Origin of the sequence: Streptomyces paradoxus, assembly GCF_014202475.1 — a bacterium.
Lineage (GTDB): Bacteria > Actinomycetota > Actinomycetes > Streptomycetales > Streptomycetaceae > Streptomyces > Streptomyces paradoxus.
Map to the genome: position 1 here is coordinate 67913 of NZ_JACHGV010000014.1, position 18032 is coordinate 85944.

At 72.5% G+C, this 18032-nt stretch carries 20 protein-coding genes; 11 read left to right on the plus strand and 9 right to left on the minus strand.

Going from position 1 to position 18032, the window contains the following annotated elements; all coding sequences use genetic code 11:
• Positions 1 to 17: 17 nt before the first annotated feature.
• Positions 18 to 815 carry a VOC family protein gene (locus tag HNR57_RS33485; protein ID WP_184566148.1) on the minus strand — a complete coding sequence of 266 codons (798 nt, stop codon included), beginning with the start codon at positions 813 to 815 and terminating at the stop codon, positions 18 to 20.
• 199 nt (positions 816 to 1014) lie between these two features.
• Here HNR57_RS33485 and HNR57_RS33490 point away from each other — a divergent pair, with 199 nt between their 5' ends.
• Positions 1015 to 1914, plus strand: coding sequence for an SGNH/GDSL hydrolase family protein (locus HNR57_RS33490; protein ID WP_184566150.1), 900 nt, complete (start codon positions 1015 to 1017; stop codon positions 1912 to 1914).
• Positions 1915 to 1931: 17 nt separating this feature from the next.
• Positions 1932 to 2822, plus strand: coding sequence for an aminoglycoside phosphotransferase family protein (locus HNR57_RS33495; RefSeq protein ID WP_184566152.1), 891 nt, complete (start codon positions 1932 to 1934; stop codon positions 2820 to 2822).
• 37 nt (positions 2823 to 2859) lie between these two features.
• Here the strand turns inward: HNR57_RS33495 and HNR57_RS33500 are convergent, their stop codons facing one another.
• Positions 2860 to 3342: a VOC family protein gene (locus tag HNR57_RS33500; RefSeq protein WP_184566154.1), complete on the minus strand. Its 483-nt coding sequence runs from the start codon at positions 3340 to 3342 to the stop codon at positions 2860 to 2862.
• 121 nt (positions 3343 to 3463) lie between these two features.
• On the opposite strand from HNR57_RS33500, the gene HNR57_RS33505 reads away from it, so the two are divergent.
• From HNR57_RS33505 to HNR57_RS33515, 3 genes are all read left to right on the plus strand, one after another.
• Entirely contained in the window at positions 3464 to 4669 is a 1206-nt protein-coding gene (locus HNR57_RS33505; protein WP_184566156.1) for an epoxide hydrolase family protein, read from the plus strand.
• Positions 4670 to 4804: 135 nt separating this feature from the next.
• Positions 4805 to 5446, plus strand: coding sequence for an ATP-dependent Clp protease proteolytic subunit (locus HNR57_RS33510; RefSeq protein WP_184566158.1), 642 nt, complete (start codon positions 4805 to 4807; stop codon positions 5444 to 5446).
• Positions 5446 to 6048, plus strand: coding sequence for a ClpP family protease (locus HNR57_RS33515; RefSeq protein ID WP_184566159.1), 603 nt, complete (start codon positions 5446 to 5448; stop codon positions 6046 to 6048). The genes HNR57_RS33510 and HNR57_RS33515 overlap by 1 nt, the downstream gene beginning before the upstream one ends.
• Before the next feature lie 18 nt (positions 6049 to 6066).
• Here the strand turns inward: HNR57_RS33515 and HNR57_RS33520 are convergent, their stop codons facing one another.
• A complete protein-coding gene (locus HNR57_RS33520; protein WP_184566161.1) occupies positions 6067 to 6483 on the minus strand; it encodes a helix-turn-helix domain-containing protein in 417 nt (138 codons plus the stop codon).
• 204 nt (positions 6484 to 6687) lie between these two features.
• On the opposite strand from HNR57_RS33520, the gene HNR57_RS33525 reads away from it, so the two are divergent.
• Positions 6688 to 7575, plus strand: a complete 888-nt coding sequence (locus HNR57_RS33525) for an RNA polymerase sigma factor SigF (protein WP_175430654.1) — start codon at positions 6688 to 6690, stop codon at positions 7573 to 7575.
• 81 nt (positions 7576 to 7656) lie between these two features.
• On the opposite strand, the gene HNR57_RS33530 is transcribed toward HNR57_RS33525, so the two are convergent.
• Positions 7657 to 8121, minus strand: coding sequence for an ATP-binding protein (locus HNR57_RS33530; protein WP_184566163.1), 465 nt, complete (start codon positions 8119 to 8121; stop codon positions 7657 to 7659).
• Positions 8122 to 8308: 187 nt separating this feature from the next.
• On the opposite strand from HNR57_RS33530, the gene HNR57_RS33535 reads away from it, so the two are divergent.
• Genes HNR57_RS33535 through HNR57_RS33545 form a run of 3 tightly spaced genes read left to right on the plus strand, consistent with a single transcriptional unit; the run spans position 8309 to position 9443 of the window.
• Positions 8309 to 8449 (plus strand): hypothetical protein, encoded by a 141-nt coding sequence (locus HNR57_RS33535; protein ID WP_184566165.1) that lies wholly within the window; start codon positions 8309 to 8311, stop codon positions 8447 to 8449.
• Positions 8446 to 9030, plus strand: a complete 585-nt coding sequence (locus tag HNR57_RS33540) for a PRC-barrel domain-containing protein (protein ID WP_184566167.1) — start codon at positions 8446 to 8448, stop codon at positions 9028 to 9030. Before HNR57_RS33535 ends, HNR57_RS33540 begins: the two co-directional genes overlap by 4 nt.
• Positions 9027 to 9443, plus strand: a complete 417-nt coding sequence (locus HNR57_RS33545) for a PRC-barrel domain-containing protein (RefSeq protein ID WP_184566169.1) — start codon at positions 9027 to 9029, stop codon at positions 9441 to 9443. Before HNR57_RS33540 ends, HNR57_RS33545 begins: the two co-directional genes overlap by 4 nt.
• Before the next feature lie 27 nt (positions 9444 to 9470).
• Here HNR57_RS33545 and HNR57_RS33550 read toward each other — a convergent pair whose 3' ends face one another.
• On the minus strand, positions 9471 to 10448 hold the full coding sequence (locus HNR57_RS33550; RefSeq protein ID WP_184566171.1) for a DUF6777 domain-containing protein: 978 nt from the start codon (positions 10446 to 10448) through the stop codon (positions 9471 to 9473).
• Between the two features lie 336 nt (positions 10449 to 10784).
• Between HNR57_RS33550 and HNR57_RS33555 the strand changes: the two genes are divergently transcribed.
• Positions 10785 to 12083 (plus strand): streptophobe family protein, encoded by a 1299-nt coding sequence (locus HNR57_RS33555; RefSeq protein ID WP_184566173.1) that lies wholly within the window; start codon positions 10785 to 10787, stop codon positions 12081 to 12083.
• Positions 12084 to 12091: 8 nt separating this feature from the next.
• Here HNR57_RS33555 and HNR57_RS33560 read toward each other — a convergent pair whose 3' ends face one another.
• Genes HNR57_RS33560 through HNR57_RS33575 form a run of 4 tightly spaced genes read right to left on the minus strand, consistent with a single transcriptional unit; the run spans position 12092 to position 17264 of the window.
• Positions 12092 to 13090: a serine/threonine-protein kinase gene (locus HNR57_RS33560; protein ID WP_184566175.1), complete on the minus strand. Its 999-nt coding sequence runs from the start codon at positions 13088 to 13090 to the stop codon at positions 12092 to 12094.
• On the minus strand, positions 13087 to 14445 hold the full coding sequence (locus HNR57_RS40970; RefSeq protein ID WP_376772316.1) for a hypothetical protein: 1359 nt from the start codon (positions 14443 to 14445) through the stop codon (positions 13087 to 13089). Before HNR57_RS40970 ends, HNR57_RS33560 begins: the two co-directional genes overlap by 4 nt.
• Before the next feature lie 9 nt (positions 14446 to 14454).
• Positions 14455 to 16794, minus strand: coding sequence for an FHA domain-containing protein (locus HNR57_RS33570; protein WP_184566177.1), 2340 nt, complete (start codon positions 16792 to 16794; stop codon positions 14455 to 14457).
• A 59-nt stretch (positions 16795 to 16853) separates the two neighbouring features.
• Entirely contained in the window at positions 16854 to 17264 is a 411-nt protein-coding gene (locus HNR57_RS33575; protein WP_184566179.1) for a hypothetical protein, read from the minus strand.
• Positions 17265 to 17602: 338 nt separating this feature from the next.
• On the opposite strand from HNR57_RS33575, the gene HNR57_RS33580 reads away from it, so the two are divergent.
• A complete protein-coding gene (locus HNR57_RS33580; protein WP_184566181.1) occupies positions 17603 to 17986 on the plus strand; it encodes a nuclear transport factor 2 family protein in 384 nt (127 codons plus the stop codon).
• The last annotated feature ends 46 nt before the right edge of the window (positions 17987 to 18032 follow it).

Below are 18032 nucleotides of genomic sequence, written 5' to 3' on the forward strand. Positions count from 1 at the left end.
CCGGGAGGTCCGGGCGCCTACGCCACATCGGTCAGCTTCGGCATCTCTCCCTCGGTCTTCGTGATGTCGATCACCGAGAAGTTCGCGCCCTGCGGATCGCTGATCGCCGCGAAGCGGCCGAACGGGGTGGTCATGGGGCCGAACCGCAGCACGCCCCCGAGCTTGGTCGCCTTCGCCACGGCCTCGTCGCAGTCCTCCACGGTGAAGTACACGTTGATGTACGGCTGCATCTCGGGCGGGAAGTCGTCGCCCATCTTCATCCGGCCCAGCACGGTGCGTTCGCCGAGGTCGTAGATCCGGAAGTCCATCTCGCCGTCCTCCATGTCCCGCTGCCGGTAGGAGAAGACGGCGGGGAAGAACGCGTCGGACTTCGCGGGCTCACGGGTGAAGACCTCCGCCCAGGTGTAGGCACCGGGTTCGGCCATCGCCTGGAAGCCCTCGTGGGTGCCCGCCTGCCAGACGCCGAAGACGACGCCGCCGGGGTCGCGGGCCAGGCACATGGTGCCGAAATCGGCGACCTGCATGGGCTCCATCAGCACCTCGCCGCCGTTGTCACGGATCCGGGCGGCGGTGGCGGCGGCGTCGTCCGCGGCGAAGTACAGGCACCACTGCGACAGGCCCTCCTGGCCGGGCATGGGCGGGACGACGGCGGCGACCGCCTTGCCGTTCGCGTAGGCCTCCGTGTAGTTGCCGAACTCCGCCGACGCCTCGGCGAAGGTCCAGCCGAGGACGTCCCCGTAGAAGCTCTTGGCCCCTTCGAGGTCGCCGAACATCGCGTCGGCCCAGCAGGGGGTTCCTTCAGGTTGCACGGCCATGACCACGACCCTCTCCGATGGGTGGAATCATCCGCTTCCTCACGCTAGTCACCGGGCGGCCGGCCCGCGCGTCGAGCGGGCCGGCCGCCGCAGGTCGCGCCCGCCGGTCCGGGCGATCGCGTCCGGCGGACGTCTTCCCCCCGGGGCCCGGCTGTGCTTGCCTGAGTGCCGTTTCGCTGGCAGGGGCGGGAGTTGCCGTATGCGCAAGCCGTGGATCGTGGGGGCAATACTGGCCGGGGTGCTCCTCGGCGGGTGCGGGGATCCCGCGTCCGGACCCGAGGTGCCGGCACCGGCCGCGCCGCGCGCGTCGGCCACCACCCATCAGCGGGCCCCCGCCTCCCCCGGCCCGGAGCCGGAGAAGGCCCCGACGGTGCTGTACCTCGGCGACTCGCTGGCGATGGAGGGCCAGAAGGTCCTGGGCCAGGAGTTACGCCGGGACCTGAAGGCGCGGTACACCGGCGCCCCGTACTCCGGCACCACCCTGTGCGACTACCTGGAGGGCACGGCCGAGCGGTCCCTGGTGCCGGCCGCCGACAAGGCCGCCGCACTGGTGCGCAGGCTGCGGCCCGACTTCGTGGTCCTGCAGTTCTGGGGGAACTCCTGGGGCTACACGCCGTGCATGGACGGCATCACCTACGACAAGTCGCCGGCCCGCTACTTCCGCCGCTACGACGCCGACGCGCGACGGCTCACGGAGCAGATCACCGCGGCCGGGGGCGGCAGCCGACCGCGGATCGTCTGGGTGTCCCAGGGCCCGGACCCGATCACCCCCGACCGGGTCCGGCGCGTCAACGCGCTCTACGAGAAGCGGGCCGCCGCCTCGGGCGACCTCGTGGCGGACGCCGGGAAGGCGGTGAGCCCGGCCACGGGCCGCTACACCTGGACGCAGTACCTGCCGTGCACGGCCCACGAACGTGCCCGCCCGGGCCTGTGCACACAGCCCGGCCGCGACCGCACGGCCCTGCACCGCGACGACGACTATCTGCACTTCTGCCTGGCCCCGACCACCACCCGGCCGAAGCCCTGCCCCGTCCGCTCCCCCGGCATCCTGCGCATCGCCCGGGAGGTCACCAAAACCGTTCGACAGGCGGCGCGTTGACCGCTCGAATGGGCACCATGTGTGCGGTGCGGATGCATGAGGACGAGCTGGACATCGACGTCTCCCTCGTCGGCCGGCTGATCGCGGGGCAGTTCCCGCAGTGGGCCGGGCTGCCCCTGCGGCGGCTGGAGTCCTCCGGGACGGAGAACGCCATGTTCCGCCTCGGCGCGGACAAGGTCGTACGGCTCCCCCGGCATCCCCGCGCCGTGGAGGCCATCGCGCACGAGCTGCGCTGGCTGCCCCGGCTGGGCCCGGGGCTGCCCGCCGCCTCGCCCGAGCCGCTCGGCCGGGGCGAACCCGGTGACGGGTTCCCGTGGCCCTGGTCGGTCTACGGCTGGCTCGACGGCCGCAACCCGGTGCCCGGCAGGATCGAGGAGCCCGCCCTGCTCGCCATGGACCTGGCGGCGTACGTCACGGCCCTGCGCCGCATCGACGCGTGCGAGGGACCCCGGGGGTACCGGGGCGTGCCGCTGGCGACCCGCGACCCCTACGTGCGTGAGGCGCTCGGGCTGCTCGCGGGGCGGGTCGACACCGGCGCGGTGGCCAGGGTGTGGGAGGAGACCCTGCGGGCTCCGGAGCACACCGGGCCGCCACTGTGGGCCCACGGCGACCTGATGGCCGGGAACCTCCTGGTCACGGGCGGGCGGCTGAGCGCGGTCATCGACTTCGGCACGGTCGGGGTCGGGGACCCGGCCGTCGATCTCATCGGCGCCTGGTGCCTGCTGCCGGCCGCGGCCCGCGGCGTCTTCCGCGAGGCCGTGGGTGCAGGCGAGGCCGAGTGGGCACGGGGGCGGGGCTGGGCCCTGTCGATCGCGGTCATCGCGCTGCCGTACTACTGGGAGACGAACCCGCCGGTCGCGGAGAACTCCCGGTACGTCATCGAGGAGATCCTGGCCGAGGCGGCGTAGGGGCGGAGACGGCTCCGCCCCTGCGTGCGGGGGCGCGTCACTCGCCCGCGTACGCCTTCTCCAGCGTGGCAATGTCGAACTTGCCCATCGCCATGAACGCCTGGGTCACCCGGGACGCCTTCGCCGGATCCGGGTCGCTGATCATGTCGGAGAGCCGGTCCGGGACGACCTGCCAGGACACGCCGAACCTGTCCTTGAGCCAGCCGCAGGGGCCCGGCTCGCCGCCGTTCTCGGTGAGCCTGCTCCAGTAGTAGTCGATCTCCTCCTGGTTCTCGCAGAAGATCATGAAGGAGGTGGCCTCGGTGAACTTGAACTGCGGGCCGCCGTTGAGCCCGAGGAACCGGTGCCCGTTGGCCGTGAACTCGACCGTCATCACACTGCCGGCGGCCTGGAGCGCTCCCTCGGGGTAGCGCGCGATCTTGCCGATGCTGGAGTTCTTGAAGATCGAGACGTAGTGGTGGGCGGCCTCCTCTGCCTGGCCGTCGAACCAGAGGCACGTGGTGAAACCGTCGGTGGTCATAGGTCCTCCTGCACGCGTCGAACGCTGTCACCACTGTCGACCGGTACTCGCTCGGGAACTCATCGGTGAGGGGCCGGCCAATTCAGATGGCCGCTACACCGTTCGGAACTAGCATCCGCTCATGACGTCTTCGCCCGCCGGCAGCGGCATCCGTCCCTTCCGTATCGACGTACCACAGAGCGACCTCGACGACCTCCACGATCGCCTCGACCGGACCCGCTGGCCCGACGAGCTGCCCGGCGTGGGCTGGACGTACGGCGTTCCGTCGGGCTATCTGCGCGAACTGGTGCGGTACTGGCGGCACGAGTACGACTGGCGGGCCGCGGAGGCGCGGCTGAACGCGTGGCCGCAGTTCACCACCGAGATCGACGGCGCGCGGGTGCACTTCGCGCACATCCGCTCCCCCGAGCCCGGCGCGACACCGCTGATCGTGACGCACGGGTGGCCGGGGTCGATCGTCGAGTTCGCCGGCATCGTGGGACCGCTGACGGACCCGGCCGCCCACGGCGGCGATCCCGCCGACGCCTTCCACCTCGTGCTGCCGGCCATCCCCGGCTTCGGCTTCTCCGGCCCCACCCGGGAGACCGGCTGGGAGGCACGCCGGATCGCCGACGCGTGGGCCGAGCTGATGACGCGCCTCGGCTACGAGCGGTTCGGCGCGCAGGGCGGCGACTGGGGGGCGGCCATCTCCCGGGAACTGGGCCGCGTCCACAGCGGCCGGGTGATCGGCCTCCACCTCAATCTGCTGCCCGGTGCTCAGGCCGCCGCCGAGCCGGCCGCCGGAGAGCTGGAGGCGCTGAGCCCCGCGGAGCGGGAGCGCACGCTCGCCTCGTGGCGCCGGTGGGCGGAGTGGTCCCGCGACGGCACCGGCTACTTCCACGTGCAGTCCACCCGGCCGCAGACCCTCTCCTACGCGCTCACGGACTCCCCGGTGGGGCAACTCGCCTGGATCGTCGAGAAGTTCCAGGAGTGGACGGACTCCGGCGAGCTGCCCGAGGAGGCCGTCGACCGGGACCTGATGCTCACGAACGTGATGCTGTACTGGCTGACGGGCACGGCCGGTTCGTCGGCCCGGGTCTACTACGAGCGCGCCCACGCCCGGGGCGAGAGGACCGCCGCCCCGCAGGAGCCCTCCACCGTGCCGACCGCGGTCGCGTCCTTCTCCGGCGACCCCCAGATCCCGCTGCGGCACAAGGCGGAGCGGACGGAGAACATCGTCCGCTGGACGGAGTTCGACCGCGGCGGGCACTTCGCGGCGATGGAGGAGCCCGACCTGCTGGTCGGTGATGTGCGGGCGTTCTTCCGCCAGTTGCGCGAAAAGGGCTGAGCCCTGGGGCTCTGCCGGTAGCGGATCTGCCGAGGGCAGAGAAACCGTTCGGGGCCGTCGTCCGAGGTCAAGAGTGGAGTCGACGGCACATCCCCGACACGTCCACGGCGCTCGCCGCCACGACGAGGAGAACCGATGACTCCACTCACGACGCTCGCCCCGAGGGCGGAGGAGGGCGACACCCCTCCGACCCGCTTCGACGACCATCTGGCCGCCCAGCTGCTCGCGCAGCGCATCGTGCTGCTGGGCACCCAGGTCGACGAGGTCTCCGCCAACCGGGTCTGCTCCCAGTTGCTCATCCTGTCCGCGGAGGACGCCCACACCGACATCAGCCTGTACATCAACAGCCCGGGCGGGGCGGTGCACGCGGGCCTCGCCATCTACGACACGATGCGGCTGATCCCCAACGAGGTCTCCACGCTGGCCATGGGATTCGCGGCCAGCATGGGCCAGTTCCTGCTGAGCGTCGGCGCGCCGGGCAAGCGCTACGCCCTGCCGAACGCGCGGATCATGATGCACCAGCCGTCGGCGGGGATCGGCGGCACCACGGCCGACATCGAGATCCAGGCGGAGAACCTGGAGTTCACCAAGCGGACCATCGAGCGGATCACCGCCGAGCACACCGGCCAGAGCCAGGAGACGATCTCCCGGGACGGGGACCGGGACCGCTGGTTCACGGCCGAGGAGGCCCGTGAGTACGGCATGGTGGACCGGGTGGTGGAGTCCCTCGCGGACGTCCGCCCGGCGGCCACCCGGCGCAGGATGGGGCTGCAGTGATGGGTTCGTACACGATTCCGAACGTCGTCGAGCGCACCCCGCAGGGCGAGCGGTCCTACGACGTGTTCAGCCGGCTGCTGTCCGAGCGGATCATCTTCCTCGGCACCGAGATCGACGACGGCGTCGCCAACGTCGTCATCGCCCAGCTCCTCCACCTGGAGTCGTCCTCCCCGGAGAGCGAGATCGCGATCTACATCAACTCTCCGGGCGGCTCGTTCACTTCGCTCATGGCCATCTACGACACCATGACGTTCGTGCAGGCCCCGATCTCCACGTTCTGCGTCGGACAGGCGGCCTCCACAGCGGCCGTGCTGCTGGCCGGCGGGGATCCGGGGCGGCGGTTCGTGCTGGAGCACTCCCGGGTGCTGCTCGGCCAGCCGGCCGCCGGCGGGCAGCGTGGCATGGTGTCCGACCTGGCGCTCCAGGCCAAGGAGATGGTGCGGATCCGCTCCCAGGTGGAGGAGGTGCTGGCGCGGCACACCCACCACGACGTGGCGGCCCTGCGGGCCGACATGGACCGGGACAAGGTGTTCACCGCGCAGGAGGCGGTGGGCTACGGGCTGGCCGACGAGGTGCTCAGCCGGCGCCTCGTGAGGGCCTGAGGCGCCGGCCGGTACGGCTCAGGCGGCCAGGCACATTCCGTCGTGCGACGAGGTGGACGTCCCTCGGCGGCCGGCGCCCGCGTAGCGCGAGGTGACGCGGGTCAGTTCGCCCTGGGCCCTCGTCAGCAGGTCGCCGAGGTTCAGTCCGAGGGCGTGGGCCGCGGCCGCGAGGACCTCCGAGGAGGCCTCCTTGCGGCCGCGCTCCACCTCCGAGAGGTAGGGCATGGAGATCCGCGCCTCCTCGGCGACGTCCTTCAGGGTGCGCTCCTGTGCCAGGCGTTCACGGCGCAGGACGTCGCCCACCAGGTCCCGCCACAGCGGCTCCTTCACGGCGGGGGCCGGCGGCGCCTGCCGCGGCGGTGCTCCGGCGGGGCGCGCGCCGCCGTGCGGGCGCAGCGGGATGACTCGGGCTTCGTTCGGCAGGTGGTTGCTCACCGCACCAGCCTAGGAACCCCGGGCGCGAGGGGAAGGGCCCTGCGTTCCGCCCTGGGGGGAATCACGCGCCCACACCGGCGGAAGGGTACATTCCGCCCGATTTCGCCCATGGGAGAATCGGGGGGCATGGTGCGCGTTCTCCCGGGTACCCGCAACTCGGGAGTACCTATGCAGATGTCCGCCGTGACGTTCGTGGGAGAGGTAATGGAGACCGCCGTGATCCGGTCGAAGGCACAGGTCGTCGAAGAGAACACCGAGGCCAGCGCGGGTGACGGAGCACTGCCGGGCGTCGTGGACCCGCGGTCCGTGGCCCCGCGGGACGCCAGGGAGCTGTCCCGTCAGTTCTTCCAGCGCCTGACGGAACTCGAAGAGGGCACGCACGAATACCAGTACGCGCGCAACACCCTGATCGAGATGAACATGTCGCTCGTGCGCTTCGCTGCCGGCCGGTTCCGGGGCCGCGGTGACGACATGGAGGACATCGTCCAGACCGGCATGATCGGCCTGATCAAGGCCATCGACCGGTTCGAGCTCTCGCGCGAGGTCGAGTTCACCTCCTTCGCGCTGCCGTACATCGTCGGCGAGATCAAGCGCTTCTTCCGCGACACGACGTGGGCGGTGCACGTGCCGCGGCGGCTCCAGGAGCTGCGCGTGGAGCTGGCCAAGGCCCGTGAGGAGCTCGCCAGCCGGCTGGACCGCGAGCCGACGGTCGCCGAGCTGGCCACCCTGATGAACATCTCCGAGCGCCAGGTCGTGGAGGGCCAGATCGCGGCGAACGGGTACAACTCGTCGTCGCTGGACGCCGCCCTCACCGGCGACGGTCCGGAGGGCGGCGAGGCGGTCCTGGCCGACTTCATCGGGGTCGAGGAGGACGGGCTGCGGCTCGTCGAGGACTTCCACTCGCTCGCCCCGCTCATGGCGGAGCTCAGCGAGCGCGACCGGCAGATCATCCACATGCGGTTCGTGGAGGAGGCCACCCAGGCGGAGATCGGTGAGCGGCTCGGCTGCTCGCAGATGCACGTCTCCCGCCTGATCAAGCGGATCATCACGCGACTGCGCGAGGGCATGCTGGGCGAGCTGGGCTGCGCCTGACACCGTCGTACGACCAGCGGGTGCCGTCCCCCATGCGGGAGTGGGGCGGCACCCGCGATTGCGTTCCGGTGCGGGACCGTTTCAACCCTGGGTTGCCTCGGAGAGCGGCAGCACCGCGCGCACGCGCTTGCCCACCGGCACCCGTTCCACGCTGACCTGCTCCGCGAGCGCGTGGACGATCTCCAGGCCGTGCCGGCCGATGCGCTCGGGGTTGCGCGGGAAGATGCGGGGCAGCGCCGAGCTGCTGTCGTAGACCGAGACCGTCACCGCGCTGTCGGTCCCGACGAGCTCCAGGATGTACGGCCCGTTGCTGTGCCGGTCGGCGTTGGTGACCAGCTCGCTCACCACCAGCAGTACGGCGCCGTCGACCCGCTCGTCGATCCGCGCGCACCACTCGGTCCTGAGCTGGTCGAGAAAGAGCGCGGCGAAGGACCGCGCCTCGGCGATGCATCCCTGCTCGCCGGTGTAGTGTGCCGCCCGCCTCAGCGGTTCCACGGGCACATCGAAACCAGTCGGTATCACTGCCCCGTCCAGGTAGTCGATCATTCTTTTCTCTCTGGGAAGCCGGACTGGCCGGACGCTCTGCACCAGTGCTCGTACCCCGAGCCGGGTTTTGCAGTCCTGACAGATGCTCGCACGTCCGGCGCCCAGGGCATTGTCCCCCGTTCGCGGGGCACCCGGAAGGAATCAGGGCCGGCCGAGGGCGGCCGGGCCGGATCGCCGGAGGTGCGCGGTGGCCTGGTGGACATGGCTGGTCGTGGTGATCGCGGCGCTCGCCGCCGTCGCCGTGGTGACGCTCGCGGTGCAGGCGGGCCGCCGGTCGGGGACCGTCATCGCGGTCCGGCGCCGGCCAGGCGGAAAGGGCCTGCGATGAACGAGCTGCTGGCCGCGCGCAGCCTGACGACCCTGCCGGTGGTCACCCTGGGCGGGGAGGCCCTCGCCCAGATCAAGGACACCGTCTTCGACGCCGCCGCCGGCCGGATCACCGGTTTCACCCTCAGCGGCCGGGGCCTGCTGTCGGGTCCGCTGAAGCAGAGCCTGCCCTGGCCGGCGGTGCACGCACTGGGCCCGCACGCGGTCATGGTCCGCGATGCCCTCGCGCTGCAGGACACCTCCGTCGTGGTGGCCCGCCGCGAGGCCCAGCAGGGCCGGGTGCTGCACGCGAAGGTGCTGACCGACGAGGGTGCCGAGGTCGGCACCGTGCTCGACGTGATCGTCGAGGGCGGGACCAGCGGCCGGGTCGTGGGGTTCCGGATCGCCGCGGGCAAGGCGCTGGTGCAGGGTTCCAGACGCCGTCGGCACCGGGTGTACGTGCCGCGCGGCGAGACACTCGCCGTCTCCGGCCGGGCGCTGGTCATCCCGGCGGACGCCACCCGCTACGTCGCCGACGACCTGCCGGCCTTCGTCGCCCGGGTCGGGGCCTTCCGGGCCGGGCGGGAGGGGACGGCGTCATGATGCTGATCTCCGAGGCCCGGGGCCTGCCGGTGCTGACGCTGAACGAGGCGGAGGAGGTGGGCGCCCTGAGGTCGCTGACGGTCGACGCCGAGTCCGGCGTGGTCACCCACATCCGGGTGCGCGGCCGGCACTCCCGCAAGGAGACCGTGCTGGCCTGGGGTGCCCTGCACGCCGTCGGCCCGGACGCGGTGCTGGTCCGCACGACCGCCGAACCGTCCGAGGTGCCGCCGCACCACGAGCTGCCGGGCCTGCGGATCCTCACGGAGACGGGCGACACGCTCGGCACGGTGCAGGATGTCGCGTTCGAACCGGAGACCGGCCGGATCGAGGCGGTCGTCACCGCCCACGGCGACCTGCCGGCCGACCGGCTGCTCGGACTCGGGGACTACGCCCTGGTGGTCCGCGCCGCCTGAGCCGGCCGGGTCGCGAGGCCTGCCGGGTCAGGAGGCCGGGGGCTGTTCCGTCGCGCCGCCGCCGGTGTCGCTTCCCGTGCCGGTGTCGCCGTCGGACGTCGGCGGCTCGTCCGTCGTGGGCCCGGTCGTGTCCGTGTCGGAGGTCGGCGGCTCGCTGGTGGGCGGCTGCGACGACGTCGTGTCGGGCGGTGCCGTGGGCGTGGTGACGCTCGCCGACGGGGAGGGCTTCGCGGGCTTCTTGATCTTCTGGTCCTTCTTGCCCGTGTCGCCCGGCTGGCGCTCGAACCACTCGCCGTCGGGTTCGCACATCACGAAGGCGTCGACCGGCTCCGGTGCGGGCGTCACCATGACGACGTTCGACGACTTGTAGCCCGGCCACGCCTCGCCGGTCGTCCTGGGCGCGCTCTGCTGGGCCACCGGCGGGGACAGCGGGTTGCCGCAGGCGCAGCGCACCCGGGGCACGCCGCGGTCGTCGGCCAGGACGGCCGTGCGGGCCTGGAGGACGGCCTGGTAGCTGGTGGGGGCGCCGTCCTTGTAGCCGTGGTTGGTCACACGGGTGTCCATGCGGAGCTGAACGGGGGTGAGGGAGCGCAGGTAGGAGGGAACCTCGGACGGCTCGATCCGGGCGACCGAGGCGAACGCGCGCTGCTTGTCCGGGCTCTCCCCGAGGTACTGGATCTGCTTCTCCACATCACAGCTGGCGACGTTGCGGGTGCCGCCGTACAGGCCGGGCGCGTCGCCCTCCACGCCCCGGACGGCGTTCTGCGGGGCCGACTCGGAGGCCCCCGAGGGCGAGACCGGCGAGGCGGAGCTCTTCTCCTCGGCCGTCGACTCGGTGAACGCGTCGGGGCCCGTGTCCGCCGCGGGCTGGAGGAAGACCTCCCCGCTGGACGTACTGGTGCCGCCGTCGGACGCGCCGGTGCCGCCGTTGTCGGGCCGGGAGAGCACCACGGCCAGGATGACGGCGGCCACCACCGCGGTGGCGATGATCGCGACACGGGGCACGGATCCCCACCAGGGCCGGCGGGGCTCCGGTTCCCCGCCGCCTCCGGTGGGCGGCTCCGAGGGCGGGCCGCCGCCGCCCGGCGGTGGCTGGGAGGGGCCCGACAGCGGGCCCGAGGGAGGTCCTGTGGGGCGGCCGGACGACGGCGGATCGACGCTCACGAGTTCTACTCCCCGCGTGGGTTCCCTGCGGTCTTCACCCAGGGGTGCTTTGTCCCGGCGTGTGCCGCTTCTTCCAGTACGTGTTCATTGTGTGCCCCGGTCCCCGACGCCCCGCAAGCCGACGCGGACGGACCTCTCCGGCGGGCGGTCGGCGCGGGGGCTGCTTAGCGTGACAGCGTGAGTTCGCGCACCCCCTCCGGCCAGGCACGTACCTCCGGCGAGCGGGCCGTCGCCCGCCACGGCTGGGCGCACGCCCTCGTCACGGTGCTCGGCGGGCTGCTCGCCATGGCAGTGGTGGCCGGCCTGGGACTGTGGGCTGCCGGGGCCGCGGATCTTCCGGACGGCTCCTTCGCCCCCGTCGTCGCGGCCACCGTGGTCACCGCCGTCGGCGGCACGGTGAAGCTCACCGGAAGCGCGGGCGATCTCGCCGACACGCAGGCGAGCCTGACGGTGATTCCGCTGTCGGTCACACTGACGGGGGCGCTGGTGATCGCCTGGGCCTTCCTGCGGCCGCTGCGGCACCGCGCGGTCGCCGGGGCCACGGAGCTGGCCGGCTGGGCCGGCCGGGTGGCGGCCCTGTGGCTGCTCGCGCTGATCGGCGTGACGCTCGCCGCCCGCCACACCTTCGACATCTCCCTCGGGGACGACACGCTGGGTGAACTGGGCGACCTGTTCGGCGCGTCGCCGAAGGTCGGCTTCACCACGGACGTTCCGCTGTCCGTGTTCGTCGGCGTGGTGTGGCTGGCCGGTGTGCTGGTGCTGGCGCTGCTGGTGTCGCGCGGGGCCCCGTTGCCCGCGCGGCTGCTGCGTTTCCAGGCGTCGGTGCGGCCGGCCGCGTACGCGATGGTCGCGCTGCTGCTGGCCTGCGTCGTCATCGGCGTGGCCATCGCCCTGATCGTCGCGGCGACCAAGGGGCACCCGCGGGAGACGTTCGCCGTGATCCTGCTCGGCATCCCCAACCTGGTGTGGCCGGCGCTGACGATCGGACTGGGCGCCACCTGGAACGGCAGGGTGGAGGGGCCTTTCGGGCTCCCCATGCCTCACGTGCTCGACGAGGTGCTGCGCACCCCCGACATCTCCGAACTGAACCTGCGCACCCTGGCCGAGTACGACGGCCGGGTGTGGTGGCTGCTGGTCGTCGACGTCGTACTGCTGCTGGCGGCCGCGTTCGTGATGGCGGCCCGGTCGCCGGCCCGGGTCCGGGCCTGGCAGCACGCCGTGCACATGGCGGTCGCCCTCGTGCTCACGGTGTTCATGATCTGCCTCGTCGGGCGCATCTCCGCGCACTACGGCCTGTCCGTGCTCGGCATCGGCGATCTGGGCGGCGGCCTCGGGGGCGAGCTGTTCCTGAGACCCAAGCTGTGGGGGGCCGTCGGGCTGGCCGTCCCCTGGGGGCTGGTGACCGGGTTCGCCGGAGCGCTGCTGGCCCGGCACGTACGGCGGCGCGGCGAGGTGCGTTCCGACAGCGAAAGCTGACGCCCGTTCTACATCCGCTCCACGAAGACCGGTTCGGCCCAGCGCGGGGGTGGCTTGGGCAGCTCCTCCCCCGCGCCCGGCAGCTGCCGGTCCACCCGCGTGGGCTGCCGCGTGGCACCGCCGGTCCCGCCGCCGGTCGTCGCGGCGCGCAGTGCGGCGACGAAGGCGAGGCACGAGGGGTACCGGTCGTCGGGGCTCTTGGCGAGGGCCTGGGCGAAGACGGGGTCCACCTGTGGGTCGAGGTCGGGCCGGTCCTCGGTCAGCGGCGGCGGTTCGTCGTACTGGTGGGCCCAGAGCAGGGCCATGTCGTCGTCGCGGAGGAAGGGCGGGTGGCCGGCCAGGGTCTCGAAGACGACGCAGGCGAACCCGTACACGTCACAGCGGGCGTCGACCGGCTTGCCGGAGATCTGCTCGGGGGAGACGTAGTCGAGCGTGCCGACGAACTGGCCGACGGTGGTGAAGCCGGTGAGCGACAGCGACTTCTTCGTCAGGCCGAAGTCAGTGAGGTAGACGTGCTCGGGGTGGTCGCTGTCGGTGCCGCGGGAGACCAGGATGTTGCCGGGCTTGACGTCCCGGTGGACCAGTCCGTGGTCGTGGGCCGCGTCGAGCGCCGAGGCGACCTGGGCGGCGACGCGTACGGCGGTGACGGGCGGCATCGGGCCCTCGCGGTCGAGGACGTGCCGCAGGTCGCTGCCGGCGACGTACCGCATGGCGATGTACAGCACGCCGTCCGTCTCGCCTGCCTCGAAGACGGGCACGATGTGCGGGTGGTCGATCGCCGCGGCGGCCCGGGACTCGTGGGTGAACCGGCGGCGGAAGGTGTCGTTGCGGGCGAGTTCCGGGGCGAGCAGCTTCAGGGCGACGGTGCGTTCCAGGCGCAGGTCGCGGGCCCGGTAGACGACGGCCATGCCGCCGCGCCCGATCTCCTGCTCGACCCGGTACCCGGCGATCTGCTGCCCGATCAGCTCGGAGGGCCGCCCCGAGAACAGGCTCGTCTCGCGGTTCACCGCCCGTCACCCTCGGACGGTACGGCCCGGGTGGGTTCATGCCCCACGACCCGCGTGGGCGGCGGCCCGTCAGACCGCTCCACCTCGACCTCACCCTCCCCGTCCCGGCCCTCACGGGACACGACGCGGGTGGGTTCGGGGGGGTCGGCGGACACGACCCGCGTGGGCTGGGGGGCCTCAGGCGACACGACCCTCGTGGGCTGGGGACCGTCGGCAGACACAAGGCGCGTCGGCTCGGGACCGTCGGGCGGCACGACGCGTGTGGGCCGGGGAGCCTCGGGAGACGCTGCCCGCCTGGGCTCAGGTGCCTCGGACGGCACGACCCGCGTCGGCTCGGGACCATCCGGCTGCACCACGCGTGTGGGCCGGGGAGTCTCGGGAGACGCTGCCCGCTTGGGCTCAGGTGTCTCGGACGGCACGACCCGCGTCGGCTCAGGCGCCTCCGAGGGCACAGCCCGGGTCGGATCAGGCGCCTCCGCAGGCACCACCCGCGCCGACTCCGGAACCTCAGGCGACACCACCCGCGTCGGCTCAGGCGCCTCGGCAGGCACAGCCCGGGGCGGCTCCGGTGTCTCCGGAGGCAGGGTGCTCCGTGCGGGCTCCTGGGCCGCCGGTGCGACCACCCGGGTCGGTTCAGGTGCCACAGCCCTCTTCGGCACGGGTGCCTCCGCAGGCGCAGCCCTCCTCGGCGCGGGTGCCTCCACGGGCGCGGACCTCATCTGCTCCGGTGCCCCAGGCCGCGCAGCTCCCTGCGGCTCCGGCGGAGCCGCGTCGGGCCGGCGGGAGGTCCCGGTCCCGACGGGGCCCTCGGGCGGCACCGCCCGCGCGGGGGGATGCCCGGGTGCCACGGCCGGGCGGGACGCCGGTCCGGCCGCAGGCGTCTCGTCCGTCGCGTACGTGGTCATCCGGGCGCCGTCGGCGTACACCCAGTGCCCGTGGGCGGAGTCGTACAGCCACACGGACTCGCCGTCCACGACGACACCGATCCGCATGCCATGGGTGCGGGCGCGGAACGACTCCCGGTCGAGGCCGCCCGCGAGGTCCTCCACCGCGGAGCGGTAGCGCGCCAGGGTTTCCTGCGCCCGGCCCAGCAGCGGCCGCGGATCGGCGGCGCGGGTGAGCGGCCCGTCCGCCGCGGGCGGGTCCTGCGGTACGGCGACCAGGCGGCGTCCGTCCACCCAGGCCGACCAGCCGTTGAAGCACAGCACGTGCCCCCAGTCGCCGTGCCGCTCCAGGAGCTGCACCGGCAGCAGGGGGTCCAGGTCCACGGTGGGCCGGGACGGGTCGGGGACCTCCCAGGCGGGCATCCCGTGCTGCGGGACGACGTGCGTGGGCCGGAATCCGGGAGTCGTCACGGGCGCTCCCTACTTCCGCATCACGGCCGGTTCGTGCCGGCGCAGCAGCCGGGACACGAGGAAGCCGAAGAGCACCGACAGCACGACCAGCATCCCGACGTCCAGCAGCCACGTGCCCGCGGAGTGCTCGAAGAGCGGGTCCTTCGTCAGATCGTCGGGCACGATCCGGGCCAGCCCGACGGTCCCGGCCATCGCGGCCAGTGCCCAGCGCGCCGGCACCAGCCAGCCCAGCTGCTCCAGCCCTGGGGTGTCGGCCAGCTTCAGCAGGGCCCCGCAGAAGACGACCTGGACGATGGCGATGAGCACGAGCAGCGGCATCGTCACCTCTTCCTTGCGGACCAGCGCGGAGACGAGCAGGCCGAGCATCATCGCCGTGAACGCCAGCAGGGCGACGGCGACCGTGATCTCCACCAGCGGCGGCATGAGCACGCCTTCGCCGCCGGGTGCGTTGAGGTCGACGCCGAGCAGGGCGACCAGGGTCAGCACCACGGCCTGGAGGACGGTGATGACGCCCAGGACGATGACCTTGGACATCAGGTACGCCGATCTGGACAGGCCCACCGCCCGTTCCCGCTGGTAGATCACGCGTTCCTTGACGAGTTCGCGCACGGCGTTGGCGGCCCCGGTCAGCACGGCGCCGACGCACAGGATGAGCAGCGCGTTCATCGCCGTGTCGAGGGTCAGCTTGCCGCCGGCCAGGGCACGCGCCATCGCTCCCATGACGAACGGCAGCGCGATCATGATGATCAGGAAGGTGCGGTCGGCGCTCAGCGCGGCCGCGTACCGGCGTACCAGGGTGCCGAGTTGGGCGCCGCGGCTGCGCGGCCGGGGCGGGGCGGTGATGACGACGGGCTCGGAGCGCGGCTGCTGGGGCTGCGCGGAGGCGTCGGCCACGTACCGGCCGTGGAAGGGCGAGACGAGGTACTCCCCCGCCCAGTCCCGGCCGGTGTCGCGGTCGAAGGCCTCGAAGGCCTCCGGCCACTCCTCGAAGCCGAAGAAGGCCAGGGCGTCCTCGGGCGGCCCGTAGTAGGCGATCTTCCCGCCCGGCGCGAGCACGAGGAGCCGGTCGCACACGTCCAGGCTGAGCACGCTGTGGGTGACGACGATGACGGTGCGGCCGTCGTCGGCGAGGCCGCGCAGCATGTGCATCACCGAGCGGTCCATGCCGGGGTCGAGGCCGGAGGTCGGCTCGTCGAGGAACAGCAGCGACGGCTTCGTCAGCAGCTCCAGGGCCACGCTGACGCGCTTGCGCTGGCCGCCGGACAGGCTGTGCACGGGCTGGTCGGCGCGCTGCTCCAGGCCCAGTTCGCGGATGACCTCGTCGACCCGGGCGCGCCGCTCGGCCTTGGCGGTGTCCTGCGGGAAGCGCAGCTCGGCGGCGTAGGAGAGGGCTTTGCGGACGGTCAGCTGCGCGTGCAGGATGTCGTCCTGCGGGACCAGGCCGATGCGCTGGCGCAGCTCGGCGTAGTCGCGGTAGAGGTCGCGGCCGTCGTAGAGGACGGTGCCGTGGCCCGCGGGCCGCTGGCCGGTGAGGGCGTTGAGGAGCGTGGACTTGCCGGCGCCGCTCGGGCCGACGACGGCGAGCAGGCACTTCTCCCCCACCGGGAACGACACGTGGTCGAGGAGCGTCTTGCGGCCCCGGTCGACGGCGACCGCGAGGTCCTGCACGTCGAGTGAGACCTCGCCGGTGTCGACGTACTCCTGGAGCTGGTCGCCGACGAGGCAGAACGCCGAGTGGCCGATGCCGACGATGTCGCCCTGGCCGACCGGGGCGCTGGTGACGCGGCTGCCGTTGAGGTACGTGCCGTTGTGGCTGCCCAGGTCGGTGATCTCGTAGGTTCCGTCGGCCAGGGCACGCAGTTCGGCGTGCCGGCGGGAGACGACGAGGTCGTCGATGACCAGGTCGTTGTCGGGGGCACGGCCGATGCGGACGGTGCGGGTGGGCAGCGGACGTACGGTCGTGGGCTGCCGGTAGGTGCCGGTGTGGGCCGGCATGGAGACGGCGGAGGGGCGTTCCGGGGTGCGTCGGGCGGGGGCGGGGCGGCCCGTCAGGGTCATGCGCGGACCGTCGGCCGGATTGCCGAAGCGGATGACGGTGCCGGGCCCGACGTCCCACTCGTGGATGCGCCGGCCGTCGGCGTAGGTGCCGTTGGTGCTGTCCTCGTCCTCGATGGTCCAGTGACCGTCTTCGGGCTTCAGCACCGCGTGGTGCCAGGAGACCCGGTCGTCGTCGATGACGATGTCGCACATCGGGTCGCGCCCCACGTGGTAGTCACGGCCCGGGATCATCACGGTGCTGCCCGTCTCTGTCTCCAGGACGAGTTCAGGTGCTACCGAGGGTTGCGCCATGGTCAAGATTCTACCGATTTGCCCTGTTGTGCGCCTGGGCGAGCGGGGCGTGCGGCAGGTCAGCCGACGGAGATGCCGACGAAGGGAGCCGCGCGCTGCATCCGCAGGGCGTCGACGGACTCCGCGAGCAGTTCGTATTCGGTGGTGTCGTCGCTGGTGGCGATGCGCACCAGCCGTCCGGCCGCCAACTCCTCGGCGACCCGCTCCTGCTGGGCCGGATCGGCGCACCAGGCGCGCAGCAGCCCGGGCACGTCGGGCACGGTGTGGGCGACCGGCACGAGCGCGCCCGGCGGTAAGTGCTCGGCCTCGGGCCGGGGGTCGAGGCGCTGGGCGATCCAGGAGGCGCGGTCGCGCAGCCACCACAGGGCGAGGGCGAGGGTGGGCGCACGGTAGGTACCGAGGGGCACTCCGATCCGGCGGCCGTCGCAGACTCCGTACGCCGTGACGTGGCACAGAAACTCGTCGTGCACGTGACCCTCCCCCGTCGCCCTGCCCGTCCGCCTTGCCCGGCCTCACTTCTCCTGCGACTCGCGTGCTGTGTGTGAGGGCGCCGTCGCCCCAAGTGAAAAGCGCTCTCGCAGGTCAGTATGTTCACTACTGAATCACTGTCACCACGACTTTCCGGCCACTCTCCTGGCATATTCACCCCCCGGGGCTGGCCGAAATACGGCGAACTACGGCGCCGGCCCATGACTCCGGAGGCAAACGACGCTCCCGGCGGGCACGGGCAAGGTGGTCGTACCGGGTCCACCGCGACCGGAACCCGGGCCCTGACCAGCAGGGACGACCTTCAGGAGGCTGATCTCCCATGTCCACGACCGCCCACCGCTACGAGGACGCCGTCGCCCGCTGCTTCGAGGCCTGGAACGCCGAGGATCCGGCGGCGCGCGTCAAGGCGGTCGCCGCCGCCTGGGCCGAGGAGGGCGGTTACACCGACCCGCCGGCCGACGTCAGCGGCCATGAGGGGATCGCCGCGGTGATCGCGGCGGCCCGCGAGCAGTTCCCGGGGTTCGAGTTCCGGCTCACCGGTGGTGTCGACGGGCATCACGACACCGCGCGCTTCTCCTGGGAGCTGGTGAGCGCGGCCGACGGCTCGGCGCCGGTCGCCGGGTCGGACGTGATCACCCTCGACGGGCAGGGCCGGATCCGGGCCGTGCTCGGATTCCTGGACCGGGTGCCCGCCGGGGCGTGAAGCGGGCGCCCGCGATGAGTTTCCCGGCGTCCGGCGGTCTGATGTG